This window comes from Streptococcus sanguinis (assembly GCF_050234405.1).
Taxonomy (GTDB): domain Bacteria; phylum Bacillota; class Bacilli; order Lactobacillales; family Streptococcaceae; genus Streptococcus; species Streptococcus sanguinis_W.
The window spans coordinates 1,022,551-1,047,924 of record NZ_CP092117.1 but is presented as its reverse complement, the minus strand read 5'-3'; the positions used below and the strand labels follow the sequence as shown (position 1 = coordinate 1,047,924).

Annotated in this window: 18 protein-coding genes and 1 pseudogene; 3 read left to right on the top strand and 16 right to left on the bottom strand. The window is 43.0% G+C overall.

Annotated features, from left to right (window positions below; all coding sequences use genetic code 11):
• Window positions 1–65: 65 nt before the first annotated feature.
• The 8 genes and pseudogenes from MFP28_RS05300 to MFP28_RS05265 form a co-directional block, all read right to left on the bottom strand.
• Entirely contained in the window at window positions 66–509 is a 444-nt protein-coding gene (locus MFP28_RS05300) for a hypothetical protein (protein WP_032915892.1), read from the bottom strand.
• Window positions 487–905: pseudogene (locus MFP28_RS05295) on the bottom strand (hypothetical protein). The gene MFP28_RS05300 and the pseudogene MFP28_RS05295 overlap by 23 nt, the downstream one beginning before the upstream one ends.
• Window positions 895–1,440 carry a DUF1697 domain-containing protein gene (locus MFP28_RS05290; protein ID WP_002906378.1) on the bottom strand — a complete coding sequence of 182 codons (546 nt, stop codon included), beginning with the start codon at window positions 1,438–1,440 and terminating at the stop codon, window positions 895–897. Before MFP28_RS05290 ends, MFP28_RS05295 begins: the two are co-directional and overlap by 11 nt.
• A gap of 100 nt (window positions 1,441–1,540) precedes the next feature.
• Window positions 1,541–2,143 (bottom strand): hypothetical protein, encoded by a 603-nt coding sequence (locus tag MFP28_RS05285; RefSeq protein WP_002906375.1) that lies wholly within the window; start codon window positions 2,141–2,143, stop codon window positions 1,541–1,543.
• Window positions 2,144–2,146: 3 nt separating this feature from the next.
• Window positions 2,147–3,346, bottom strand: coding sequence for an AAA family ATPase (locus MFP28_RS05280; RefSeq protein WP_032915889.1), 1,200 nt, complete (start codon window positions 3,344–3,346; stop codon window positions 2,147–2,149).
• 157 nt (window positions 3,347–3,503) lie between these two features.
• Window positions 3,504–5,492 (bottom strand): excinuclease ABC subunit UvrB, encoded by a 1,989-nt coding sequence (gene uvrB, locus MFP28_RS05275; protein WP_002906372.1) that lies wholly within the window; start codon window positions 5,490–5,492, stop codon window positions 3,504–3,506.
• A 161-nt stretch (window positions 5,493–5,653) separates the two neighbouring features.
• Window positions 5,654–6,601, bottom strand: coding sequence for a CPBP family intramembrane glutamic endopeptidase (locus tag MFP28_RS05270; protein ID WP_002906371.1), 948 nt, complete (start codon window positions 6,599–6,601; stop codon window positions 5,654–5,656).
• 76 nt (window positions 6,602–6,677) lie between these two features.
• Window positions 6,678–7,613, bottom strand: a complete 936-nt coding sequence (locus MFP28_RS05265) for a CPBP family intramembrane glutamic endopeptidase (protein ID WP_002906370.1) — start codon at window positions 7,611–7,613, stop codon at window positions 6,678–6,680.
• Window positions 7,614–7,808: 195 nt separating this feature from the next.
• On the opposite strand from MFP28_RS05265, the gene MFP28_RS05260 reads away from it, so the two are divergent.
• Window positions 7,809–9,977, top strand: coding sequence for an ABC transporter substrate-binding protein/permease (locus tag MFP28_RS05260; RefSeq protein WP_032915887.1), 2,169 nt, complete (start codon window positions 7,809–7,811; stop codon window positions 9,975–9,977).
• Window positions 9,977–10,717 carry an amino acid ABC transporter ATP-binding protein gene (locus MFP28_RS05255; protein WP_002895249.1) on the top strand — a complete coding sequence of 247 codons (741 nt, stop codon included), beginning with the start codon at window positions 9,977–9,979 and terminating at the stop codon, window positions 10,715–10,717. The genes MFP28_RS05260 and MFP28_RS05255 overlap by 1 nt, the downstream gene beginning before the upstream one ends.
• Before the next feature lie 58 nt (window positions 10,718–10,775).
• On the opposite strand, the gene MFP28_RS05250 is transcribed toward MFP28_RS05255, so the two are convergent.
• The 5 genes from MFP28_RS05250 to MFP28_RS05230 all read right to left on the bottom strand — a co-directional run bounded on the left by MFP28_RS05250 (window position 10,776) and on the right by MFP28_RS05230 (window position 18,368).
• On the bottom strand, window positions 10,776–12,554 hold the full coding sequence (locus MFP28_RS05250; RefSeq protein ID WP_002906368.1) for a serine hydrolase domain-containing protein: 1,779 nt from the start codon (window positions 12,552–12,554) through the stop codon (window positions 10,776–10,778).
• Window positions 12,555–12,618: 64 nt separating this feature from the next.
• Window positions 12,619–14,400, bottom strand: a complete 1,782-nt coding sequence (locus MFP28_RS05245) for a serine hydrolase domain-containing protein (protein ID WP_002906366.1) — start codon at window positions 14,398–14,400, stop codon at window positions 12,619–12,621.
• Between the two features lie 33 nt (window positions 14,401–14,433).
• Window positions 14,434–16,218, bottom strand: a complete 1,785-nt coding sequence (locus tag MFP28_RS05240; protein WP_002906364.1) for a serine hydrolase domain-containing protein — start codon at window positions 16,216–16,218, stop codon at window positions 14,434–14,436.
• A gap of 63 nt (window positions 16,219–16,281) precedes the next feature.
• Window positions 16,282–18,063 carry a serine hydrolase domain-containing protein gene (locus tag MFP28_RS05235; RefSeq protein ID WP_002906363.1) on the bottom strand — a complete coding sequence of 594 codons (1,782 nt, stop codon included), beginning with the start codon at window positions 18,061–18,063 and terminating at the stop codon, window positions 16,282–16,284.
• A gap of 113 nt (window positions 18,064–18,176) precedes the next feature.
• Window positions 18,177–18,368, bottom strand: a complete 192-nt coding sequence (locus MFP28_RS05230) for a hypothetical protein (protein WP_002906361.1) — start codon at window positions 18,366–18,368, stop codon at window positions 18,177–18,179.
• 617 nt (window positions 18,369–18,985) lie between these two features.
• Here MFP28_RS05230 and MFP28_RS05225 point away from each other — a divergent pair.
• Entirely contained in the window at window positions 18,986–20,512 is a 1,527-nt protein-coding gene (locus MFP28_RS05225; RefSeq protein ID WP_002906359.1) for an ATP-binding cassette domain-containing protein, read from the top strand.
• 75 nt (window positions 20,513–20,587) lie between these two features.
• Here the strand turns inward: MFP28_RS05225 and MFP28_RS05220 are convergent, their stop codons facing one another.
• From MFP28_RS05220 to MFP28_RS05210, 3 genes are all read right to left on the bottom strand, one after another.
• Window positions 20,588–22,324, bottom strand: a complete 1,737-nt coding sequence (locus tag MFP28_RS05220) for an ABC transporter ATP-binding protein (protein WP_002906358.1) — start codon at window positions 22,322–22,324, stop codon at window positions 20,588–20,590.
• The gene (locus tag MFP28_RS05215; protein WP_002906357.1) at window positions 22,314–24,056 is read right to left on the bottom strand and encodes an ABC transporter ATP-binding protein; all 1,743 of its coding nucleotides are present in this window, start codon (window positions 24,054–24,056) and stop codon (window positions 22,314–22,316) included. The genes MFP28_RS05220 and MFP28_RS05215 overlap by 11 nt, the downstream gene beginning before the upstream one ends.
• Window positions 24,057–24,152: 96 nt before the next feature.
• Window positions 24,153–25,340 (bottom strand): MFS transporter, encoded by a 1,188-nt coding sequence (locus MFP28_RS05210; RefSeq protein WP_032908140.1) that lies wholly within the window; start codon window positions 25,338–25,340, stop codon window positions 24,153–24,155.
• Between the last annotated feature and the right edge of the window lie 34 nt (window positions 25,341–25,374).

Here is a 25,374-nt window from a genome sequence, read left to right as displayed (position 1 = left end):
TTTCCTCTTCTCGAGATTATGACTAGATCTAAAACGGGCTATGGATTTGCTCACTTTCTAAGTTATTAAAACATATCTTCGTTATATTTCACTTCTGACTTCATGATGAAGAGATTGATCAATTCATGATGTTCATAGGTACTTTGGACCACAAAACCTCTGACAATGATGATTTCTTTATCTTGTATATGATAGTCTATATTGATGGGAATGGCTGGATCCGAGATAATTGACAAAGCAAAGAATGCCGAAAACCAAAGATAAAGCGCCACCAATCCACTGAATAATTGAAAAATAAGGTGATACCAGTGAAAATCTCTTGTCCTAAAAAAGACTATCCAAGGATGGATAAAGATGGTCAAACAAAGAATAAAAAACCAACTATTCCACAAAACTGGAGTAAAGGATAGACCAAAAGGTAACAAAATCAAATGAAGAATGACAAAGGTTAGCAAGGCCAGATAGAGTGTTTTAAATGAAAATAATTTAGACAGATTTTCTTTTGTCATGATTTTTCCTCTTTTTTTCATTATATTTCAAAATCAACATCGTTAACGCTGGCATGAAGAAAAAGATTAAATAAGATAAAGAAAAACTTCTGAAAAACCTTTCAACGTGTTGAAGCCTTCTTCTCTTAGACTTCCAAACCAAGAATAATATGGAAGAACAATCAAGAAAACCAAATTTATATACAAAGGGCTAACATATTTAAACTCACGAAGTGGAGCAGGGATACTCTCATTACCAAATGTTAAATATCCCACTCCAATCGCAACAACTATTAAGACTAAATAATTTAAAAAAGCTTCTACTATCCAATGTTTTTCCAACCAAATACTAAATTTATTTCCCTGAGCTTTTACTTTTCTTTTGTTTTTAGTTTTCTTTTTGGTCTTACTTCTCATTCACCAACTCCACAATCTTCTGGAAAGTCTTGCCGTTTCGGATAGTCAGTTGCTTATAAAAACTAGATTTGAGCAGTTTCTTATGGTAGTTGGACTTGAGATAGTCCGCTTGGTCAGCATTACTATAAAAGAAAGCCGTCTGCCCGAAATGCAGCTGCTCCTTGTCATTCGCCCAGCTGCCTGCCAGCTCTTGAACAGTTTCCCTATCTGTTTCCGGCAGATAAAAGAGAACATCTCGCCGAAAGGCTGTTTCATCCTGCCACCAACTAGGCAGATTTGCTGTTTCTTTTTTAAGCATGGCAGAGCTGACAAGGACAAAAGGCAGAGGGAAATCGTAAGACTGACTGAAATAAGCAGTCAAGCTCTCCCGAATCCTCTCCTCCTGCTCCTCGCTATCAAAGAAAAGATTGCCGCTATTGATGTAGGAAACTGGATTTTCAAAACCCAACTCTACTAAATCCTTCTTCAAATCAGCCATAACGACCTTGTTTTTCCCGCCGACATTGATGCCGCGGAGTAAAAGTGCATAACGCATATAGTGCTCCTTAAAAATATATCTATTATTTCAAAACTAACTGCTAGAGTTTCTCATCATCTAGTTCTTACATTGTCTTACATAATTTGGATCCAATTAATTATTTTAATAAATCAGCTAAAAATATTTCATTATTTTTATTATTCCATTTTGTTGTATCACTTTTACTTTTGTATTTTCTTATAGCATTAACTAAGCCTACACAATGATTTAGATCCTTTTTAATTCTATCATACGATTTTACATGATTAGCTTTTTTCTTTAATTGAGCAGCAAGAAATACACTTGGTCTATCTTGTGATTTCACTTTTTCAAACTGTCCCTCTAATTTACGAAAATATATTTCAATCATTTCAATCTCACTTTTCGTTATTACATGATAGATTCCTCTATCCTGCAATTTATCCAAATAAGGTTGAACAATTTTATATGGTATTCCAGACCTATCTTCAATAATAAAAATAATTATTTTATTTTCTTCATAATCTTGAGTCAAATAATGGTTCGAAAATGTTGTAGGATTACCATAAAATCTATTCGATCCTCTATAAGGAGAATCTAGTCCATCAATTTGATCATAGTTTACAACTTGGCTATAACTAAATTTTAAACAATCATTTTCAAGTAATAACTCAATAATAGCCTTTTCTGTTGCTCCTTCAACAATGATAGCAACAAGTGTATCTGATGTTATATTAACCATAAATCATCTCTCCATTAATTCATGACTCTCTGAACTCAACAATTTAATACTTTTATTCATACTTTCCCTCATCATTTTATAGGAAGAATTTTTCGGAGCCGTTCCTAAACCATAACTACCTGATAAGATTAGATCGCTTTTCTTCCTATCAGATCTATCTTTTTCACCAATAATATTACTCATTTTTTCAATATTTATAAGAGGATTCTTTTTTAATACGTAAATACTATCACTTCTATCAATAAAATCAGTAATCTCAATGTAGTGAGTAGTGAATATCAATGTTGCAGAATTTTTATTTATATTACTATTAAAAAGTTTTATTAATTGTACCGCAATTGATTTATTCAAGTGATTTTCTAACTCATCAATAATTAAATATCCGCCAGAATTTAGAATAAATTGAATATTTAATAAAATCATTATACCTTTAATTGTACCTGATGATAAGAATCTATTTAAATCAACAATATTTGATTCTATCAACTCTTTCGAGTATTTAAATCTAATTTTGAACTTTTTTGTATCCTCTTCGAAAATTAAAGATTCAATACTATCATCTAAAAAATTTACATAAGAAATATCCATATCATTAGCAAAATATTGAATTTTATTAACATCAGTAATATTAGTTAAATCTACAACACTATCTTCAACCAATTGATGGTTTTTTCTATTCAATACACCTGAAAAAATAGAATCTGTCTGTTTTAGATAAGTAACATCAATATCTTTTCGAGAAATAGTCTCCTCAAAGTTTGTAAAAATCTTATCTTTAGATTCTGTTTTCTTCACTTTTTTTCTATAAAGGACTTCATCTTTAAAGTATAATGAATTTGACTTATCTTTAGAAATAATTGATTCAATTTTATAAATCCACTCCTGATTAAAAATATAATTTTCACAAATCACTTCATCATCAAAATAATTTCCAATTTCAGGAATATCATCCTCAGATAAACTTTTATTTTTAATAAATATATTTAGCATTGCCAAAACTAGTTTTAAACTAGTTGTTTTTCCAGATGCATTTATACCTAACAGAGCAATTGAATTTAATTTATATAACTTATTAATTATATGAGAAACACTATTACTTTCTTTCTCATATAAATTAACGTTTTTGCTAGCAAAAAAGTCAAATTCAAACACTCCATTTTTGAAGTAAGACAATCCACGGATTTTTGTTTTCAGTATTTTCATTATTCCATCCTCCTGTATATACTATACCACACTTATTCTTCGTTTTGTTGTTTTTAACGTTATTTTCGATAAAATAACAAACATTTTGATAGAAATATACTTTTTGAAGAATATTTTTACGAAACAATCGATTTTTAAAACCCATTATATTTATCCCTCAATCCATCGTCTTTATTTCCAGAATCATATCGCGAATCTGCGCCGCCAGCTCGAAATCCAGAAGTCCGGCAGCTTCTTGCATTTGGCCTTCCAGTTTCTTGACCATGTCCTTGCGCTCTTGCTTGTTGAGGCTTTCGATTTCGACAGTTTCTTCCTTGTCTGGCAGGGCAGCCTTGGTCACGCTGATCAGGTCACGGATTTCTTTCTTGATGGTCTGCGGTACAATGCCGTGCTCTTCATTATATGCCATCTGGATTGCCCGACGGCGGGCAGTTTCATCAATAGCTCGCTGCATGGACTGGGTGATGGTGTCCGCATACATAATCACATGTCCCTCGCTGTTGCGGGCTGCCCGGCCAATGGTTTGGATTAGGCCACGCTCGTTACGGAGAAAACCTTCCTTATCTGCATCAAGAATTGCAACCAGACTAACCTCAGGCACGTCGATTCCCTCGCGCAGCAGGTTAATCCCAACCAAAACGTCAAAGACACCCAAGCGCAAATCACGGATAATCTCAGTCCGCTCCAAGGTCTTGATATCCGAGTGCATGTACTTGACCTTGACACCCATTTCTTTAAAGTAGTCCGTCAAGTCTTCCGCCATCTTCTTGGTCAGGGTTGTGATAAAGGTTCGCTCATTCTTTTCGACACGGGCATTAATTTCTCCCAAAAGGTCATCAATCTGCCCCATAGTTGGGCGGACTTCCACTTCTGGATCCAGAAGCCCTGTCGGCCGGATAATCTGCTCAATAACAGTATCCGTCTGTTCATTTTCATAGTCACCCGGCGTAGCCGATACATAGACAATCTGGTGAACATGGCTCTCGAACTCCTCCCGGCGCAACGGACGGTTGTCCAAGGCAGACGGCAGGCGGAAACCATAATTAACCAGCATCTCCTTACGAGAGCGGTCGCCATTGTACATGCCCCGAATCTGTCCCATGGTCATGTGACTCTCGTCAATCATAATCAAAAAATCATCCGGGAAAAAGTCCAGAAGGGTATAAGGAGGCTCTCCTTCGCTTCGACCATCCATGTGGCGAGAATAGTTCTCAACACCGTTAGTATAGCCCATCTCGCGCAGCATTTCGATATCATACTCCGTACGCTGTTTCAAGCGTTGGGCTTCCAGAAGCTTGCCTTCCTTCTCAAAGATACCAAGCTGCTCCTCCAGCTCGGCCTGAATCTTAGCAATAGCTACTTCCATGTGGTCTTCATTGGTCACGAAGTGAGTGGCTGGGAAGATGGCCAAATGGTCCACCTCACCCAAGACTCGTCCTGTCAAGGCTTCAACCTCACGAATCCGGTCAATCTCATCTCCGAAAAACTCTACTCGAAAGGCATGCTCATCCCGAGAAGCTGGGAATATCTCTACCACATCACCACGAACCCGAAATTTCCCCCGCTGAAAGTCAATGTCATTGCGCTCAAACTGGATATCTACCAAGTCATTAAGCAGCTTATCACGAGAAATCTCTAGGCCAGGACGCAGGCTAACTACACTATCAGAGTATTCCTTAGGCGAACCCAGACCATAAATACAAGAGACCGAAGCCACGACAATCACATCATTACGCTCCAAGAGGGCTGATGTCGCTGAGTGACGGAGCTTATCAATCTCATCATTAACCGAGCTATCCTTTTCGATATAAGTATCGCTAGAGGGGACATAGGCCTCAGGCTGGTAGTAATCATAGTAGGAAACGAAGTATTCCACTGCGTTATTAGGGAAGAACTCCTTGAACTCACCATAAAGTTGGCCGGCCAGCGTTTTATTATGGGCGATAACCAGAGTTGGCTTGTTGACCTGAGCGATAACCTGGCTCATGGTATAGGTCTTACCAGTACCAGTCGCCCCCATGAGAATCTGAGCCTTCTCGCCCCCCTCGATATTATCCACCAACTGCTCAATAGCCTGTGGCTGGTCACCTGAAGGCTCATATTTAGAAACCAATTCAAATTTATTATCTGTTATTCTGTTAATCATCTTTTATTCCTTAAATTGTGCTTCTATCATTTTACCATATTTGCCCTATTTTCTCTGGATTTGGGTATAACTAAGAGGCTCATACTTCTACCATCGTCTGTCCCTTGTCATACACCTCTTTAAAAGACATAAAAAAAGCCCAGCTCAACTGGGCGAAATGCTTATTTCTTAAACATCAGCGCCTGAGGCAGGCGATTTTCTTTCTTTAGTGACCAGTAAAGATAGGCAATGCAGCCAATCAGGACGATACTGGCAAAAATAGATCCTTCAGCACCGAAAGCTCCGCCGGATAACAAATCCACAGATGATTGTGAGCTATAGTTCAAGATTGAGGTAGATGCTCCTTGGCCACTGACCTGAATACCATAGATATTTCCTTGCACAAAATTCCAAGCGCCGTGCATACCAGCCAGTACCCACATATTGTCATACTTGAGCATAAGGAAACAAGCAAAGATACCGTCTAGTATGATATTGACAATAGAAAGAACGGTCACACCAGGGTTAAAGAGGTGCAGTGCCCCGAATAGAGCACTAGAAATCAAGATACCAATGAAGATATTTGACTTAGCGCTAACGGCTGGAAAGAGCCAACCACGCGTCACTAGCTCTTCTGTCCCACCTTGGAGAATCCAGAAAGGAATGATAGCTACAACAAAAATCAAAGACTGCAAGTTAAGCTGACCTAATTTCAGACTGCCTGTCCCCGTTACCAAGAGCAAGACAACAACCAGTGAAAACTGAACGGCTCCAATAAGGAAGCCTTTAAGTAGATTTTTGAACCAGTCTTGTTTATAAAATCCCAGACTAGAAAAAGGACGCTTCTCACGATATCGAACCCAGAGGAAGACAACAAGAGCGATAAAAAAGAAAGTAAATAGTTCAAAAAATAGACTATAGTGACGGAAAAATTCCATAAGTGCTGCTTGGCCTCCAGCGGGGTTTGTCGCACGGAACAAAATACCAATAACAAGCCCAATCGGAAACATTCCGAACATTCCAGCAAAACGACCTCCATAAACAAAGCCAATAGCAATCAAGATAGCTAACCAAATCGGCGGAATATAACGCGATTGCTTGATAGCATCCAACATACGAGATTTAAACATATAATTATTCCTTTCCTTATTTTAATTTATTATAGCATATTATTTTAGGATGAGCAAAAGAGAACCGTTCGCACAGTTATTGTGTCTTCCCTACTAACTCTGTCAAAACACCATCTTTTTTTATCTTAAAAAGCAAGTAAAACACGGCCAACAAGAGAATGAGCGAACTGAAAATAGAAGCTTCAGCGCCGAAAGCTCCACCAGTCAGCCAGCTCCATTCTGACTTTGGAATAAAGTTCAAGACTGCCGCATCAACACCCGTACCACTAACGCTGAAACCATAGATATTGCCTTGGCTAAAGTTCCAAGCAGTATGAAGTCCTATAATCCGCCAGACATTGTCCGTCCAGAGCAGATAGAGACTTGCAAAGAGCCCGAATAAGGCAATGTTAAGAATGGAAAGAATACCAATATCTGGATTGCCTAGGTGCAAGAGGGCAAAGAGCAGGCTTGAAGTCAGCAAACCGATGGGGAGGTTGGTCTTTTTGACAGCAACTGGCAGCAGCCAAGCCCGTGTCACTAGCTCTTCTGCTCCACCCTGAATCATCCAGAGTGGAAACAAAATCAAGATATAGAGAAAAGGCCCCATTGTCAGCCGTCCCCATTCAAAAGAGCTAGCTCCGATCAACAGCATAAGCAGAGCAACTAGACTAAAGAGGAGAAAACCTACTGCCAATCCTTTGACTAACTCCACCAAGCTTCCTTTTTTAACAAAGCCTAGAGTCGAGAGCGGTCGTCCTTCAGCCCAGCGCACCCAGAGAAAGAGAACCAGTATCATAAATACAAAGCCAAATAAGAGAAAAGGCAGGGCAAAATTGAAGAAGATTTCAAAGAATCCGCCTTGCCCCAAGAAACCTAGCATAAGACTAAGCACAGCCGAAATTGGCTCCAAAGCCAGATAGGCCAATTGTTGTCCTCCTTGCACAAAAATAACAGCCAGTAAAAGAGACAAAATATAAGGAGGGACAAAGCGAGCTTGATTGACTCCGTCTAAGATACGTGATTTTTTCATAAGAACCTCATTCTATCCTTGCTTTCATTCATTTCCAGTATAGCAGACTTTGCTTTAAGTAGAAAGAAAAGTTGCGGCTATCTTTGAGAAACTCAGAGAGTTTATATGTCAGAAAACCTAACATAAAAACAGGAGAAATTTGCCTAATCAGTGATTTTTTGCTATAATGCTAGAATGCTAAAAAGGAGGAAGAAAATGAAGAAAAAATTCTTAGCAGTCTTGCTAACATTATTTCCATTTTTTGCGTTAGGGGCAACAGCCCAGGCAGATACGGTCAAAATCGTGTCCGATACTGCTTACGCACCATTTGAATTTAAAGATTCTGATCAGACTTACAAGGGGATTGACGTTGATATCATTAACAAGGTCGCAGAAATCAAGGGTTGGGACATTGACATGAGCTTCCCGGGCTTCGATGCAGCTGTCAATGCCGTCCAAGCTGGCCAAGCGGACGCTATCATGGCTGGTATGACCAAGACAAGCGAGCGCGAAAAAGTCTTTACCATGTCTGATACCTACTATGACACTAAGGTCGTTATCGCGACGACCAAGGCGAACACCATCAGCAAATACGAACAGCTGAAAGGGAAGAAAGTCGGTGTCAAAACCGGTACAGCTGCCCAACGCTTTCTTGAGAAGAACAAGGATAAGTACGGCTTCACTCTCAAAACCTTTGACACGGGTGACTTGATGTATAACAGCCTTTCTGCTGGTGATGTCGATGCAGTGATGGATGATCAGCCGGTCATTGAGTACGCCATCAATCAAGGCCAAAACCTGAAAATTTCTATGAATGGTGAGGCTGTCGGAAGCTTTGCTTTCGGTGTCAAAAAAGGCAGCAAACATGAGCACTTAGTTACTGAGTTTAACGAGGCTTTGGCGCAGATGAAGGAAGACGGCAGTCTGGAAGAAATCATCAATAAATGGACGGCTTCTAAAGGTAGCTCTGACTCTGCCGTTCCAGAGACTTCTACTCCTGCCGGTCAAAAAGCTAGTCCAACAAAAGACAAATACATCATTGCCAGCGACTCATCTTTTGCTCCATTTGTCTTTCAAGATGACAGTAACCAATATACTGGTATTGACATGGAGCTGATTAAGGCTATTGCCAAAGACCAAGGCTTTACTGTGGAAGTAACCAACCCTGGCTTTGATGCAGCTATCAATAGCGTTCAAACCGGTCAGGCAGATGGAATTATCGCTGGCATGTCTGTCACAGATGCCCGCAAGAAAACTTTTGACTATTCTGAACCTTACTATACAGCCAACTCTATCTTGGCAGTCAAGGACAGCAGCAATATCAAGTCCTACGAGGAACTCAAGGGCAAGACAGTCGGTGTCAAAACTGGTACCGCTTCTCAGACTTTCCTTGAGGAAAACAAGAGCAAGTACGGCTACTCTATTAAAACTTTCTCAGATGCAGCTTCCATGTATGACAGCCTTAATACTGGCTCTGTCGCAGCTGTGATGGATGATGAGCCCGTTGTCAAATACGCTATCAAACAAGGCAAGAAGCTTAAAACACCTATTGAAGGTACACCAAGCGGAAAAGTCGCTTTCGCAGTAAAAAAAGGCAGCAATCCTGAGCTGATTGAGATGTTTAACAATGGGCTGGCCAACCTCAAAGAAAGCGGCAAGTACCAAGAGATTTTAGACAAGTATCTGGCTAGCGAGGAAAAAGAATCCACTGTAGATGAGTCCACTATTTGGGGCTTGCTGCAAAACAACTACCAAGAACTGCTTAAAGGTCTGGGAGTGACGATTGCTTTGGCACTGATTTCATTTGCAATTGCTATGGTTATTGGGATTATCTTTGGTATGTTCAGCGTCAGCCCTTATAAACCGCTGCGCTGGATTGCAGAAATCTTTGTCGATGTCATTCGTGGTATTCCACTGATGATTGTGGCAGCCTTTATCTTCTGGGGTATTCCTAACCTAATCGAATCCATGACTGGTCAACAAAGCCCAATCAATGCTTTCGTTGCAGGAACCATCGCCCTCTCTCTCAATGCTGGCGCCTATATCGCAGAAATTGTCCGTGGAGGTATCCAGGCCGTTCCAGTTGGACAGATGGAAGCTAGCCGCAGCTTGGGGATTTCCTACTCCAAGACCATGCGCAAGATTATCCTGCCACAGGCAACCAAGATTATGTTGCCAAACTTTGTCAATCAGTTTGTCATCGCACTCAAGGATACAACAATTGTCTCAGCTATTGGACTGGCCGAGCTCTTCAAAACGGGTAAGGACATCATCGCCCGCAACTATCAGAGTTTCCGGATGTATGCTATCCTAGCTGTGCTCTATCTCATCATTATCACACTCTTGACCCGCTTGGCAAAACGCTTAGAAAAGAGGATTAAGTAATGGCAAAATTAAAAATCGATGTGAATGATCTTCATAAATATTACGGGGAAAACGAAGTCCTAAAGGGGATTACTGCTAAATTCTACGAGGGCGATGTGGTCTGCATCATCGGTCCTTCTGGATCTGGTAAGTCAACCTTCCTACGCAGTCTCAACCTTCTAGAGGAAGTGACCAGCGGAACCATCACGGTTGATGGCTTTGATTTGACGGACAAAAAGACTGACGTGGATCTGGTCCGTGAAAATATCGGTATGGTCTTCCAGCACTTCAACCTCTTCCCGCACATGACCGTTCTGGAAAACATCACCTTTGCTCCTGTTGAGCACAAGCGCTTGACCCAAGACGAAGCAAACAAGCTGGGTATGGAGCTTTTGGAAAAGGTCGGCTTGGCTGATAAAGCTGATGCTAGTCCAGACAGTCTGTCTGGCGGGCAAAAGCAACGGGTAGCTATTGCTCGCGGTCTGGCTATGAATCCAGACATCATGCTCTTTGACGAGCCTACTTCTGCCCTTGACCCTGAAATGGTCGGCGATGTTCTCAACGTTATGAAGGATCTGGCACAGCAAGGTATGACCATGCTGATTGTGACTCATGAAATGGGCTTTGCCCGTCAGGTAGCCAACCGCGTTATCTTTACCGCTGATGGTGAATTCCTAGAAGACGGCAAGCCTGACCAAATCTTTGACAATCCACAGCATCCACGTCTCAAGGATTTCTTGGACAAGGTACTGAATGTATAAAAACAAACGAAGAGCCAGCTTATATGCCGGCTCTTTTCTTGTTTCAAAATTTTTTAAACTACATCACCCACCATTGGTAAAGTGACCAGTAAAGAATATTAGCTACTATGGCGAGGGCGGATAGACTAGTCAGAACCGTCAAGAAGAGGCGGCCTTTTCTGAGACCCTTTTGAGCCTTGCTAAAGAGCGGATAAACCGCACATCCTGCTAAGAATAGGCCCAGTCCTGCAAAGACCATATAACGCCACTGAGAGATGATACTGAGATCCGTAGCGTTGAAGCTAAGCAGGAGCAACAGTAAATTGCAAGCTACGGTCACTACTCCTGCAGTTGTTAAAATGTGCCACCATTTCCAAGCTCGATTTTGCTTGCTTTTCACCTTGCCAAAGGCCAGTCGATAAAGGACCAGCGCAAGCCGCATAAGTAGATTGACCAAAGCATAAACAAGACTAAGAGCAGCCAAAGCAATCAACCCAAACTTAGTCCAGATTTCCCAGTCAGGGAGTCTCTCCAAATCACTGACTGGAGTAGCAATTCTCGTTTTGCCATTTCCACTTTTATAAATAGTCCAAAACAAATGATCCATTCGCTCCGAGGACGGCTTCTTCATATGAAGCATATTACCTGGAAAGAGCTGGTACAAAGAGAGCGGACCTTGGTTAAAATTCCGAAGAATTTGATAATAGCCTGGTTCGAACTTTTTCTGAGTTTCTGCACTGGCTGTCGGACGTTTTCCGAAAATCAATTCTGGCATGCCACCATTATAAATTTCTTCCAAGCCTTGATTGGTCATGATTACCTGCCCGATACCATTCTTCAGATCCAGCCGAAGAAAGCTGGAAAAACCATTTGTATTACCGCCGTGTCCTAGCACTGTAACGGCAAATTCACTAGCCCAGAAGCCATGAGCATTACGAACGATATCTGTACCAGGATAATACGAAGTGCCAGTGTATAGTTTGTCCCAAGTCTCTGACCGAGCAAAGAGAGTTTTTCGACTTAGCAGGGCCTGAGCAAATTTTTGCAAATCACTCAATGTTCCTGTTGCCCGACCAACTGGATACAGGCCGACTTCATAAAGAGCATCGCCTAACAGGCTGCCATCTGCCGCATATCCTTTTACTTGCTTGCGCTTGGCTTGGACATAAGCATTGTCGGACAAGTCTTGAGCTATGGCTGTTCTCTCCATTCCCAGAGGCTTGAAGATATGCTTATGAGCATAATCAACAAAGGATTGCCTCGAAATTCGCTCCACAATATAGGCAGCCAATCCAGTACTGTAGTTGGAATAAGCTGTCGTTGTACCTGGCTCAAAGGACTGAATCGGCTGATATTGGAGCAGCAAGTCCTCTAAACTCTTATCCCCTTGCATATAGAGAGGGGCTTCGTCAAAGCCAGACTGATGGTTCATCAGATTCAACATAGTGATGGGCTTGTCGTAGCGGAGATTTCTGAGAAAGCCCTCTGGCAAATAGGTGCGAATATCTTCTTCTAGGTTAATCTTGCCCTCTTCCCAGAGCTGCATGACAGAGACCCAGACAGTTAGTTTGGTCACGGACCCCCATTCAAAGACACTATTGTCATCCGTTTGGAGTCCTTTTTCTTTATCCATAAAGCCAAAATTTCCTTGATAGATAGTGCCTTCTTTGTCAAATACCGCCGTTGCCATGCCAGCTGTTGTCTTTTCGTGCTCTTTGACATAGTCTTGGATTTTCTGACCAATTTTGTCTCGTTCCGTACCAGACGGCAACTTCTGCTCTTCAGCTAGCGCGGTGGCTGGGCGAAAAAGCCCCAATGTTAAAATAGTTAAAAGTGTGAGAATAAATGTTTTTTTCATGCGATTCTCCTTTGCAGAATTATGCAGACAAAGCCCACCTTCCCAAAGGAAGACAGGCAACTTATCACATCACCCACCACTGGTAAAGCGACCAGTAGAGAATATTGGCTACGATAGCGAGTGCAGATAGACTAGTCAGAACCGTCAGGAAGAGGCGACCTTTTCCGAGACTCTTTCGAGCCTTGCTAAAGAGCGGATAAACTGCACATCCTGCTAAGAACAGTCCCAGTCCTGCAAAGATCATATAACGCCAAGATTGAACAATTGAGTAATCCTGATTCATGGCAGCCAGTAAAAGCAGAATGAGATTACCAGCAAACAGCAGCATCCCTAGAGAAGTCAGGTAATTCCAAACCTTCCAAGAGCGAGGAGCCGAACTTTTTGCTTTACGCAGGATGAGACGGAAACTGCCAATCAGAAAACTAATCAAGACATTTCCCAGAGCAAACACGAGCGCCAGAGCTCCGAGAAACACGACTAGATAATGCCTAAAGAGAACTGAATCAGAAATCCTTTCTGCATTAAGGACACCGAATTCGAGGCGGTCAGCACCTTGGCTTCGGTCAATAGTCCAGAAAGTGCTTAGCAGATCCGGCTGATCTGAGACTTTGTTAATCTTTTGGATGGCCCCGGGAATCATGAGCATGAAGGACAGTGGCCCCCTATTATAGCTTCTCAGATAGTGGTAAGAGCCAGACTTGAATTGCTTTTTAGTTGCTTCGCTGACAGTCTGCATCTTGCCAAATATCAGCTCCGGCATTTGAACATTGTAAACTTGTTCATACAGTTGATTGGTTAAGATGACTTGGCCGATGCCATTTTTCAGATCCAAGTAAAGATAGCTAGAAAAGCCATCAGCATTACCACTGTGTCCCAGCAAGGTAACACCGTAGTGACTGGCCCAAAAGCCATGAGCATTACGAACAATATCCGTACCAGGGTGGGTAGAGGTTGTTGAGTAAAGCTCGGTCCAAGTTTCTGGACGATGAAAGAGCGTCTTACGTTCCAGCAAGGCCTGGGCGAATTTCTGCAGGTCTCCTAGAGTCCCCACAGCCCCTCCGACTGGGTACATCCAGAGCTTAAATGGTGTATCACCCAAGAGCTTACCTTGGTCATCATAGCCCTTGTCCTCCTTGCGCTTTTCCTGTACATAGGCATTGTCCGATAAGTCAGGCAAGATAGCAGTACGATCCATGCCCAGCGGCTCAAAAACATGCTCATGGACATAGTCTGCATACTTCTGCCCAGATATCCGCTCCACGATATAAGATGCTAAAGCCGTGCTGAAGTTAGAGTATGATGTCGTCGTACCCGGCTCAAAGGACTGAATAGGCTGGTAATCACGGAACTGCTCTTCCAAGTCGCTCTTGTCTCCCTTTTTGTAGAGTGGCATTTCATCAAAGCCAGCCTGATGGTTCATCAGATCCAGCATGGTGATAGGCTTATCGTAGCGAAGATTGCGGAGAAAGCCTTCTGGCAGATAAGTTTTGATGTCTGCTTCTAGGTCGATTTTGCCCTCTTCCCAGAGCTGCATGACCGATACCCAGACCGTCAGTTTAGTGATTGAAGCCCATTCAAAAACACTGTCATCGTCAACTTTGACTTTGTTTTCCTTATCCACATATCCAAAGTTTCCCTTGTAGATGGTCCCGTTTTTATCAAAGACAGCGGTCGTCATTCCGACAGTTGTCTTTTCATGTTCCTTGACAAAACTTTCGATTTTTTGACCGATTTGGCTGCGCTCCGTGCCAGAAGGGAGCTTCTGCGAGTCAGCTAAAACAGCGCTCGGTCGGAAGATTCCTAGCGTCAAAATGGTTAAAAGAATGATTAAAATAGATTTTTTCATGAGAGACTCCTTTGTGCAATGGATCTGCGCTTATTACAGACCCCACCACTGATAAAGTGACCAATAGAGAATATTGACAACGATAGCTAGAGCTGACAGACTAGTCAAGACAGTCAGGTAGAGTCGGCTCTTACTCAGCCCTTTTCTTGCCTTGGTCAGAAGTGGAAAGACTGCACAGCCAGCCAGAATCAATCCCAGACTGGCAAAGACAATATAGCGCCAGCTAGCTAGAAAGCTCAGATCGTCGGTAGCAAATGTGTTGAAGAGGAGGAGGAAGTTTATAGCCACACCTACTCCAGCTAAAGAAGTTAGGTAAGTCCAGATACGAAGAGGTTTTGGTGTTTTAGATTGACCTTTTTTGAAGACCAATCGGAAGAGATCCAGTCCGCCCCGTGCTAAAAAGAGAATGATACTGAAAACAATTCCGGCTGCCGCTGAAATAAGCAAGGACCAGTCTTTCAGAATCTCGCTATCCTTGACTCTGAAGTTGTCGCCATAGGAAGCTGTTACCTTAGTCTCGTCTCCACTACCGCTGACTACTGAAAAATTCTGAGTCAAAAGCGGATTGTCCTTGGATTTCTCAACAAACTGAGTGTAAAGCAAGATTCTGGAGATAGACATAGGACCACTGGCAAAGGAGCGAGCAGATCGGTAATTTCCAGACTGGAATTTGTCAAAGGTGGCTGAGTCCGTCTTTTTCTTAGGTCCAAAAACCAAGGCTGGCATTTCATAGTTATAAACCAACTCATGATCTTGATTCGTCATAACGGTCATACCTATACCATTTTTCAAGTCCAGCAGAATATAAGATGAGTAGCCAGTCGAGTTTCCTCCATGGCCAACAAGCGTCGTGCCGTACTCCCGTGTCCAAAAGCCGTGCATATTGAGCGGCATATCCGTTCCTGGATAATTCGAGGTTGCTGTGTAGAGAGTTGTCCAAGTCTCAGCGTGCTTAAATAGCTTTTCTTTCTTCAAAAGCGCTTGGGCAAACTTCTGGAAGTCAGCCAGAGTAGAGACGGCATTCCCTGCCGGGTAAAGTCCTAAATGAAAATAGCTAGTTCCCATAGATGTCCCGTCCGCCCGATAAGAGATTTGCTCCATCCGCTTCTGGTAAATCTTTGGATTTTCTTTAAAGTCGGCTGATAGAGCAGTGTCTTTCATTCCTAGTGGTTGGAAGATATGCTCATGGACATAGGCCGAGAAGTCCTGACCGGAGATTCTCTCAACGATATAGGCTGCCAGACTAGCTGAAAAGTTCGAGTAGGCTGTCATGGTGCCTGGCTCGTAAGACTGTTCTGGCTGATTAACTGCCAGAATCTCCTCGATAGACAAGCCCTTATCTTCCTTATAGGCGTGGGTAGACTCGCCAAAGCCGGCCTGATGGTTCATGAGGTCTGTCATAGTGACGGGCTTTTCGTAGCGCAAAGTCTTCATAAATCCCTCTGGCAGATAGGTGCGAATGTCTTCGTCAAGGTCAATCTTACCCTCTTCCCAGAGCTGCATGACAGAGACCCAGATAGCTAGTTTCCCGACTGAGCCCCATTCAAAGACGCTGTTGTCGTCGGCTTTAATGCCTTTTTCCTTGTTCATATATCCAAAACTGCCTTGGTAAATAGTCCCATCCTTGTCAAAAATGGTTGTTGCCATACCGGCTGTTGTCTTTTCATGTTCCTTGACAAAGTCTTGGATTTTTTGACCGATCTGGTCACGTTCGATACCAGATGGTAGCTTTTGAGACTCCTCAGCCAGCGCAGTAGCTGGCTGGAAGAGTCCCAGAGTTATAATCGTTAGAAGCGTTAGAATAAATGATTTTTTCATGCGATTCTCCTTACAAAATCACGTAGACAAAGCCCGCATCCCTTCAGAAAGGCAGGCAACTTATCACAGCGCCCAGAACTGATAAAGTGACCAGTAGAGAATATTGGCAACGATGACCAGAGCTGACAGACTAGTCAAGACAGTCAGGAAAAGTCGGCTCTTGCTCAATCCTTTTCTTGCCTTGGTCAGAAGTGGGAAGACTGCACAGCCAGCCAGAATCAATCCCAGACCGGCAAAGACCATGTAGCGCCAGCTAGAAAGGTAGCTAGGGTCACTTGCTCCTAAAGCTAAGAAAAGGAAATAGAAATTGACAGCAACTCCCACTGCTGCTAGGGAAGTCATATATGTCCATATACGAAGTTCTTTAGGTGTTTTAGACTGATTTTTTTTGAATACTAGTCGGAAAAGATCGAGACCGCCTCGCACCAAAAGCTGAAGTAAAGCATAGATAACTCCTACTACCATGGAAATCAATACCGCCCAATCTCTCATCACGTCTATATCTTTTACTTTGAAAGAATCACCATAGGCATATGTTACTTTTGCTGTTCCATTTTGCTCACTGACTACTGCAAAATCACCGTTCAAAAATTTATTATTAGCTGAATTTGTAACATAACTGGTACGTGGGAATATTCTAGTGAAAGACAGGGGGCCTGTTTCATAATACCTTGCTGATCGGTAATTTCCTGCTGGAAATTTGTCGAAAGTTTCCTGCGGAGTCTTTTTCTTAGCTCCAAATACAAGAGCTGGCATATCGTAATTATAGACCTCTTCATGCCCTTGATTAGTCATAATGGTCATACCAATACCATTTTTCAAATCTAACAAGATATAAGAAGAAAAACCATAGGAATTACCACCATGACCGACAACCGTCGTGCCATATTCTTGGGTCCAGAAGCCGTGCATATTGAGCGGCATATCTGTTCCCGGATAGGTAGAGCTAGCAGTGAAAAGCTTCTCCCAAGTTTCTGACTTTTTGAAAAGCTTCTCCTTCTTCAAAAGTGCTTGGGCAAATCTCTGAAAATCACCCATGGTACTCGCTGTAAGACCGACAGGGTAAAGACCGATATTCATGTAATTCACACCTAGAGATTTACCATTGATATCATAAGTCATCTCTTCCTTCCGTTTCTCAAGGACGTAATCATTATCTATATAGCCAGTTAAAAGAGATGTTTTGTTCATACCTAATGGTTGTAAGATATGCTTGCGGGCATAGTCCGCAAAGCTCTGACCGGAGATTCGCTCAACGATATAGGCTGCCAGTCCCGTACTGAAGTTAGAGTATCCAGTCATAGTGCCTGGTTCATAGATTTGAGCTGGCTGATTGATCGCAAGGATTTGTTCAATATTCTGCCCTTTATTTTCTAGATAAGCGTGAGAAGAGTCCTCAAAGCCTGCTTGATGGTTCATTAGATCCAACATAGTAATGGGCTTGTCATAACGGAGGGTCTTGAGAAATCCCTCAGGCAGGTAATTGCGAATATCTTCTTCAAGATTAACCTTGCCCTCTTCCCAGAGCTGCATGACCGATACCCAGACCATTAGCTTCCCAGCAGATCCCCATTCAAAGACACTATCGTCATCGGCCTTGATGCCTTTTTCTTTATCCATATAACCGAAATTTCCTTGATAAATTGTACCATTCTTGTCAAAGATAACAGTCTCCATACCGGCCGTTGTCTTTTCATGTTCCTTGACAAAGTCTTGGATTTTCTGACCGATTTTGTCACGGTCCGTACCAGACGGCAACTTCTGCTCCTCAGCCAAGGCTGTAATTGGTCGGAAGAGTCCTAGAGTTATAATCGTTAAAAGAATTAGAATAAATGATTTTTTCATGATATTTCCTTTCTATTTAGCTTCAACAATCGCATAGGCGATACTTCTGTATACCATTCGGATAAAAATTCTTAACATAGCTTTCTCCTTTCTTATGCAATAATTTACGATATCTAATCAAAGGTCACAGTTTCTACAGCCACCCTTGTCGCTTCATCTTTCTTGACATAGTCCTGAATCTTTTGGCTAATCTGAATGACCGCCGTGTTAGACTTCAAAGATTGCTCCATCGTCTTAGCTTGAGGCGTTTTTACTAGCCCTATGCTTAGGACTGTTAAAAGCCAGAGAAATAAAGTTTTTGGCATGGTTTCTTACTCCTTAGATACAATTTAAAATGACGACCGGAATCTATCACATTCCAGCTCTTCTTATCTTTTACAAATTTTAGGCCTATTTGTATAATCATTTTATATATATAAATTTTATATACAAGACGATTATATATAATTTTCTGGTATATGTCAAATTTTTATATAATTAAAAAATTATATATCAAAATCAGCTTAAAAACCTTGAAACCAATATTCTTAGAGAGTTTATAAAAATTGACTCCAAAAAATTTTTTAAAATTTTTATTTTTTTGAAAGCGCTTGACGAATCTACTATCTTTTGCTAGACTTAAGACAGAATTATTTCGGAGGTACACGGAGACATGAAAAATTAAGTCTATTTTTTAAAGGAAACTTTATTTAGTAGATTTTGTCATGTTTCTGCATATCCGCGGGATGTTCATTTTTTGTGCTTTCTAGCTTCTATTTGCTTATCTTTAGATCAATCCTGTCGCTCCTATGACCGTGTAAGCTGGAAGCCTATGAACGAATAATCCTACTTAGACACTCCTGTGTCTGCTTTGTGCAACTAAAAACAGCTCTGCTAAATAAAGCAGGGCTGTATTTTGTGTTATAAAACGAAGGAGACATCTATGCTTCAAATAAGAAATCTAACGATTACCCACCTAAAAGACCTGAAGGAGCTAGTAAAAGATTTGTCACTGACAGTCAATCAAGGAGACAAGGTCGCTATTATCGGTGAGGAGGGCAATGGCAAGTCCACCCTGCTCAAGCTCTTGCTAGACGAGCGACTGGTCAGCTCCTATGTCAGCTACAGCGGACAGATTGATAAGTCCTATACTGCTGCTGTCTACCTGCCCCAGCAGCTGCCTTCAGAGGATGCCCTACTGACGCTCAATGACTATTTCTTTGCAGATTTTGAGACCGATCTGGACTATGCCAAGCTCTACCGCTATGCTGGAGAGCTCAACTTTGACAGCCAGCGTTTTGCCAGTCAGCAGCAGCTCTCTAGCCTATCTGGAGGAGAAAAGCTCAAGGTCCAGCTCATCAAGAAACTAGCCAGTGATTGGGATATTCTCTTTCTTGACGAGCCCTCTAATGACCTCGATCTTGAAACTCTGACTTGGCTGGAAAACTTTATCAGCCACAGCCAGAGAACGGTTCTTTTCGTCTCTCACGACGAGCACTTTCTCGCTCAAGCTGCGACCAAGATTGTTCATCTGGAGCGAATCAAAAAGAAGCAGGAGGCTAGAACCAGTGTCAAGAGTCTGGACTATGAAAATTACCGCCATCAACGTCAGGAGGCCTTTGAAAAACAAGGTCAATTGGCACGGAAAGAGCGGGAAGAACATGCTAAGACTATGGAAAAACACCGACGGGTTAAGCAAAGTGTGGAGCATACTTTACGAAACACCCATGACGCTACTGCAGGTCGACTGGTGGCTAAGAAGATGAAAAACGTCCTCTCACAGGGCAAACGATTTGAAAAGGCAGGTGCTGAAATGACCGAAATCCCGACACAGGAAGATGCCATCAGCCTTCACTTCTCAAACATAGAAGCTCTGCCATTGACCAAAAGAATCCTCAAATTAGAAGGACTGAAACTGGAAACAGACGAACGACAACTGGCGGAGAACCTGACTCTGGAGATCTGCGGCCAGGAAAAAATCGGACTGATTGGTGCTAATGGTGCAGGAAAATCCACTTTGCTTAAGGAAATATGGAAGATCCTGCGTGAGCAGACAGACATGCGAGTAGGCTACATGCCCCAGCATTATGGTGACTTGCTGGCTGACGAGAGCAGCCCTTTGGATTTTCTGGCTCCCTCTGGCGACAAGTCCCAGGAGGAGAAAATCCTGACGCATCTAGCCAGTCTCCAGTTCACGCGCGACGAGGCCCGCCACCCGATTGGGCAGCTTTCCGGCGGTCAAAAAGCCAAGCTACTCCTGCTCAAACTAGTCCTAGACCGCCCCAATGTCCTCCTGCTGGACGAGCCAACCCGCAACTTCTCTCCCACCTCTCAGCCTCAGGTTCGCCAGCTATTGGGGACCTATCCTGGCGCCATTATCGCTGTCTCCCACGATCGGATCTTTCTCAAAGAAGTCTGCCAGAAGATTTATAAACTGACGGAAACAGGGTTGGAAGAACTTGAACTATAAGCAAAAAGAGTTGGAAATTCCAACTCTTTTAGTTTTGTTTAGCATCAATCTGTGAACTTTAATAAAGCTCCCCTTCTACTCCTGCGCCGTCTGCATTTGGTAATAAACACCTCTGGCTGCCATGAGCTCCTGGTGATTACCATGCTCGACGATATCACCATCTACCATAACGAGGATGATGTCAGCATTTTGAATAGTAGACAGGCGATGGGCGATGATAAAGCTAGTTCGTCCCACCATGAGCTTGCTGAAAGCCTCCTGAATCAAGACTTCTGTCCGAGTATCGATGGAGGAAGTCGCCTCATCCAAGATTAAGATTTTAGGAACAGCCAGGAAGACACGCGCAATGGTCAAGAGCTGCCGCTGACCTTGAGAAAGGGAGTCCCCAGCATCCGCCAGATAGGTGTCATAGCCCTGAGGCAGCTGCTGGATAAAGAAATGAGCGTTGGCCGCCTTGGTAGCTTCAATGACCTCTTCTCGGCTGGCATCTGGCCGACCAAAAGCTATGTTGTCATGAATGGTTGCTGTCTTGAGCCAGGTCTCCTGCAGTACCATACCGAACTGCTGACGATAAGAGGCTCTGGTGTAATGCGTGATGGGAACACCGTCTAAAGAAATCAGACCACTATCAACATTGTAAAAGCGCATGAGGAGATTGATCAAGGTTGACTTACCAGCGCCGGTCGGACCGACAATAGCGACCTTACTAGCTGCTGGAATCCTTATATTCAAATCCTGAATCAGCTCTTTGCCAGGCTCATAACCAAAAGCCACATGCTCAAAGCTAATCTGTCCTCTGACATCTTCCGACTGGAGGATTTCCTGACCAGACTCTGCTATTTCTTCTTGGTCCAAAACGCTGTAAATCCTCTCCGCACAAGCTAAAGCGCTCTGCAATTCCGACATGACTGACGATATATCATTGAAAGGCTTGGTGTACTGGTTGACGTAGTTGAGAAAGGTTACCAACTGCCCAACCGTAAAACCTGTTCCCTGAATGATTCGGACAGCCCCAAAGCCTACAATCAAAGCATAGATCAGGGCATTGATAAAACGAGTCGAAGGATTAACCGTCGAAGAATAGAAAATAGCCGCCTGCGAATAGTCTGCATAGGTTTGATTACTGCGAGTAAAAGCTGTATCAAACTGATCCTGAGCATTAAAAGCCTGAATCAAACTTTCCTGGGTCAGACTTTCCTCAATCAGCTGGGTCTGCGATCCTCTGGCCTGTGTCTGCCGTTGGAAAAAGCTAAAACTCTTTCTGGCAATAAAGCGAGCTAAGAAGAGAGAAAGGGGCGTCAAAAGCAGAACCAAAAGCAGGAGAAAAAAGTCCAATCTGGCCATACTAATGATAGTCACTAAAATTGTCAGCAAACCCACAAAAAATTGATTGAAAACCATAAGCAGGCCATTGCTGAGCTGCTCCAAATCCGTCGTCACCCGACTAACCAAGTCTCCGGTTCCTTGCCGGTCTAGATAGACCAAAGGTAGATAATGAATTTTCTTGATGACACCTTGTCGGAGCTGCTGGCTATAGCGATAGACCAGCTGATTATAGAGCAAGGGATTGAGCCACTGAATCAGCGTATTGGCTAAGATAACCAGCAGCATCTGGCCCAAAATCGGCACCAAATGCTGGTCCGCTTGAGGCAGAAGAACGCTATCGACCGCATTCCCGATTAAAACTGGGAGAAGAACAGTCAGAGCCACTTGAGCCACCGTTCCCAGACTAGCTAGGAGAAAAAGCCAGCGCGCCTGCAGCAAATCGCGAGTCAAGCGCCTCAAGCTGCTAGGTGATGTCTTATGCTTCATGCTTGCCCTCCTCTCCTTGACTATGCTGTGAGTGATGGATTTCTCGGTAAACGGCAGAGCTGACTAAGAGTTCCTCATGGCGACCAAGGGCCACCTGCTCTCCCTTATCCATCACTAAGATTTGATCCGCTGAGCGCAAGCTATTGGTCCGCTGAGAGATCAAGACCAGACTGGTCTCAGTCAATTCATTCTTAATAGACTGCAGGAGTCTTGCCTCTGTCAAATAGTCCAGAGCAGAGGTTGCATCATCTAAAATCAAGAAAGGAGCCTTCCGCAAGACAGCTCTGGCAATGGTTAAACGCTGACGCTGTCCACCAGAAAAATTCCGACCAAAGGCCTCTACAGTCGCATCTAAGCCACCTTCCTTCTGAGAGACAAAGTCTGCCGCCTGAGCAATCTCTAAAGCCTGCCACAAGTCTGCGTCTGTTGGCTTAGTTGACAATCCTAAAGTCAGATTGGAGCGAACGGTTCCTTGGAAAAGCTCTGCCTTCTGAGGTACCAGACTGATCCAAGACCGCCATTCTCTGAGATTTTTAGGACTGCGTCCTTGGGAAAAGATGGTCAACTGACCAGCAGCCACAGGATAGAGATGAGCCAGCAGCTGAACCAGAGTAGACTTACCTGAACCTGTCCCGCCAATAACCCCCAAAGTCTGACCTCTTTTCAAATCAAAAGTCAGACCAGTCAAGGCTGGACCAGCTGCATTTGGATAAGAAAAACTAACCTGCTGGACTTTAATAGCTTGATTTGGCAGAGCCGTTTCCTGCACTAATTCTTGCAGGACATCTTCTTCTGCTTGCTCAAATACCTGACTGATACGACCTGCACTGATATAGCTTTGATTGAGCGAGTTGACCAACATAGCCAGCTTGAGCAATTCCACCAAAATCTGCAATAAATAATTAACCAAGGCCACTAGCATCCCCTGGGTCAGTAAGCCCTTGCCGATAAAGCTATTCCCCTGCCAAATCACAGCAATCAGAGTACCATTGACTGTGAGAAAGGTCAGAGGGCTAATCAGACTAGCCAGAGCTCCCGTCCTGATTTGCCAGGTTTTATAGAGCTCATTGCGATTGCGAAAGGTCTGAACCTCGCGCTGGGTCTGACCGAAAGCTCGTATGACCCGCATGCCCTGCAGCTGCTCACGCGTCAGATTAACCAGTTGGTCCGTCAGCTGGCGAATTTTGGCATAGAGAGGATTCATCAGGCGAGACATGAAAACGATAATAGCCGTTAAAATTGCCACCATGAGCAAGAACCATAAGGTAATGACCGGACTGATAGTAAAGGCCATAATGATGGAGCCAAAAACGATGATAGGAGCTCGCAGAAAGAGACGAAGAAATTGATTGATGCCCGTCTGAATCTGATAGGTGTCGCTGGTCAGCCGGGTCACCAAGCTAGAAGTCGTCAACTCATCCCGACTAGCCTTGGGCAAGCGCAGAATCTTTTGATAGAGATCACCTGTCATCTGACGAGTAAAGCCCACAGCTGCCTTTGATGAATAATACTGGGCCACCACCGCTACCACCACGCCCAGCGCAGCCAAGCCCATCAAAAGAAAAACCATCCAGTAGAGATGGGAGCTGTCGTGTCTAGGAATGGTCTCGTCCACAATCCCCGCAATCAAAATCGGAACCAGCAGTTCAAAACTGGCTTCCAAAAGCTTGAACAAGGGCCCCAGCAAAGACTCCCTGATATAGCCCTTGAAATATTTCAATAAATCTTTCATACTGCCTACTTCTCCATTAAACTGTATTTATTTTACCATAATTTTCAAAGGGTAAAAAATATTCTCCTTCTGAATATCAGAAAGAGAACATTAATCTTAGACTTCTTGTAAATTCTGGCTTATTTTCTTTAATCCCAAATGCAAAAATGGTGTCACTACTAATAAAAAGGTGCCCAAAGCTATAAAAGTCCAATCGAAGCCAAAGTAATCAATCAACCAGCCTGTCACAGGGAAAATGACAATCATACTCAGGCTGAACATCATAGAATAAACACTGAGCATGGTCGCCCGCACTTCACTTGGCAGCTGCTTTTGTAAATCATTGTCAAAAATCGGCTGGAAAAGAGCATACAAGGCGTTGCTGATTAGATAAATCAAAATATAGATGACTGGTGTTCCAAAATAGGACAGCAGGTAGCTTGCTCCAGTTAGAAGAACCACTGAAGGAAAGAGTTTTAAGGCAGAATATTTCTTTCCAATCATACTCGCCAGATAGACCGCCAAGATATTCAAAGCACTGCCAATTAGCATGACTACCGAAATCTGCCAATCTTTTAAATCAGGCAATTGATTTTGATAATAAAAATAAAACATACACATCAGCGTTCCGATGATTTGGGAAAGAATCATCCAGACAAAAAGACTAGGATTTCTCTGCAACTCCTCTTTGACAGCCCAGATAATCTTTTTCATAGTCAGACGTTCTGCTTTCTCTGCTTTGACACTTGGCTCTTTCAGCATCCAGGTCAAGAAAAGAACGATGATAGAGGTGCCAATCATGATATAGTAGGTCAGATGCAATTGTCCATGGACAAAAAATCCAGCCCAGACTGTTCCCAAAGACCGGGTCGCTTCAGCCACCCCAGACATAAAACTGGAGATGGACAAGTAACGTTCCTTGAGTCCGGCCTCCACAGATGAATCATAGACCATAGCTGCGCTTGTCCCCGAATCAAAATTATAGGACCAAGCACTAATCACCATAGCCAACGCATAAACCCAGAAGTTCCCCTGCCCGGCCAACATGAGAACAGAAGACACAATCCCGGCTATCCGGCTCAGATAAAGATTGGTCTTGTAGGAAAAGCGATCCGCCAACATACCAGAAGGAATTTCACAAATAACGCTAGTCGCATGAAAGATACTTTCCAAAAGGCCAATCTGCCAAAGGGACATGCCGTTTTGACTTAGAAATAAAATCCAAAAACTAGTAATGCCTAGAAAGGCAAAAAATTCTACTCCGGCCATAAGACCGATATTTTTCCGATAACTTCTTTTAAACATATTTTCTCCTTTAACAAGTGTTTTTTCATTTCTA

What these genes read in the sequence shown, in the direction of transcription:
- MFP28_RS05265 (WP_002906370.1), bottom strand. Translation starts at nt 7,613, where the DNA reads ATGAAAAAATCACGTATCTTAGACGGAGTCAATCAAGCTCGCTTTGTC.
- MFP28_RS05225 (WP_002906359.1), top strand. Translation starts at nt 18,986, where the DNA reads ATGCTTCAAATAAGAAATCTAACGATTACCCACCTAAAAGACCTGAAG.
- MFP28_RS05255 (WP_002895249.1), top strand. Translation starts at nt 9,977, where the DNA reads ATGGCAAAATTAAAAATCGATGTGAATGATCTTCATAAATATTACGGG.
- MFP28_RS05230 (WP_002906361.1), bottom strand. Translation starts at nt 18,368, where the DNA reads ATGCCAAAAACTTTATTTCTCTGGCTTTTAACAGTCCTAAGCATAGGG.
- MFP28_RS05220 (WP_002906358.1), bottom strand. Translation starts at nt 22,324, where the DNA reads ATGAAGCATAAGACATCACCTAGCAGCTTGAGGCGCTTGACTCGCGAT.
- MFP28_RS05240 (WP_002906364.1), bottom strand. Translation starts at nt 16,218, where the DNA reads ATGAAAAAATCATTTATTCTAACGCTTCTAACGATTATAACTCTGGGA.
- uvrB (WP_002906372.1), bottom strand. Translation starts at nt 5,492, where the DNA reads ATGATTAACAGAATAACAGATAATAAATTTGAATTGGTTTCTAAATAT.
- MFP28_RS05290 (WP_002906378.1), bottom strand. Translation starts at nt 1,440, where the DNA reads ATGCGTTATGCACTTTTACTCCGCGGCATCAATGTCGGCGGGAAAAAC.
- MFP28_RS05235 (WP_002906363.1), bottom strand. Translation starts at nt 18,063, where the DNA reads ATGAAAAAATCATTTATTCTAATTCTTTTAACGATTATAACTCTAGGA.
- MFP28_RS05210 (WP_032908140.1), bottom strand. Translation starts at nt 25,340, where the DNA reads ATGTTTAAAAGAAGTTATCGGAAAAATATCGGTCTTATGGCCGGAGTA.
- MFP28_RS05245 (WP_002906366.1), bottom strand. Translation starts at nt 14,400, where the DNA reads ATGAAAAAATCTATTTTAATCATTCTTTTAACCATTTTGACGCTAGGA.
- MFP28_RS05260 (WP_032915887.1), top strand. Translation starts at nt 7,809, where the DNA reads ATGAAGAAAAAATTCTTAGCAGTCTTGCTAACATTATTTCCATTTTTT.
- MFP28_RS05300 (WP_032915892.1), bottom strand. Translation starts at nt 509, where the DNA reads ATGACAAAAGAAAATCTGTCTAAATTATTTTCATTTAAAACACTCTAT.
- MFP28_RS05285 (WP_002906375.1), bottom strand. Translation starts at nt 2,143, where the DNA reads ATGGTTAATATAACATCAGATACACTTGTTGCTATCATTGTTGAAGGA.
- MFP28_RS05250 (WP_002906368.1), bottom strand. Translation starts at nt 12,554, where the DNA reads ATGAAAAAAACATTTATTCTCACACTTTTAACTATTTTAACATTGGGG.
- MFP28_RS05270 (WP_002906371.1), bottom strand. Translation starts at nt 6,601, where the DNA reads ATGTTTAAATCTCGTATGTTGGATGCTATCAAGCAATCGCGTTATATT.
- MFP28_RS05215 (WP_002906357.1), bottom strand. Translation starts at nt 24,056, where the DNA reads ATGAAAGATTTATTGAAATATTTCAAGGGCTATATCAGGGAGTCTTTG.
- MFP28_RS05280 (WP_032915889.1), bottom strand. Translation starts at nt 3,346, where the DNA reads ATGAAAATACTGAAAACAAAAATCCGTGGATTGTCTTACTTCAAAAAT.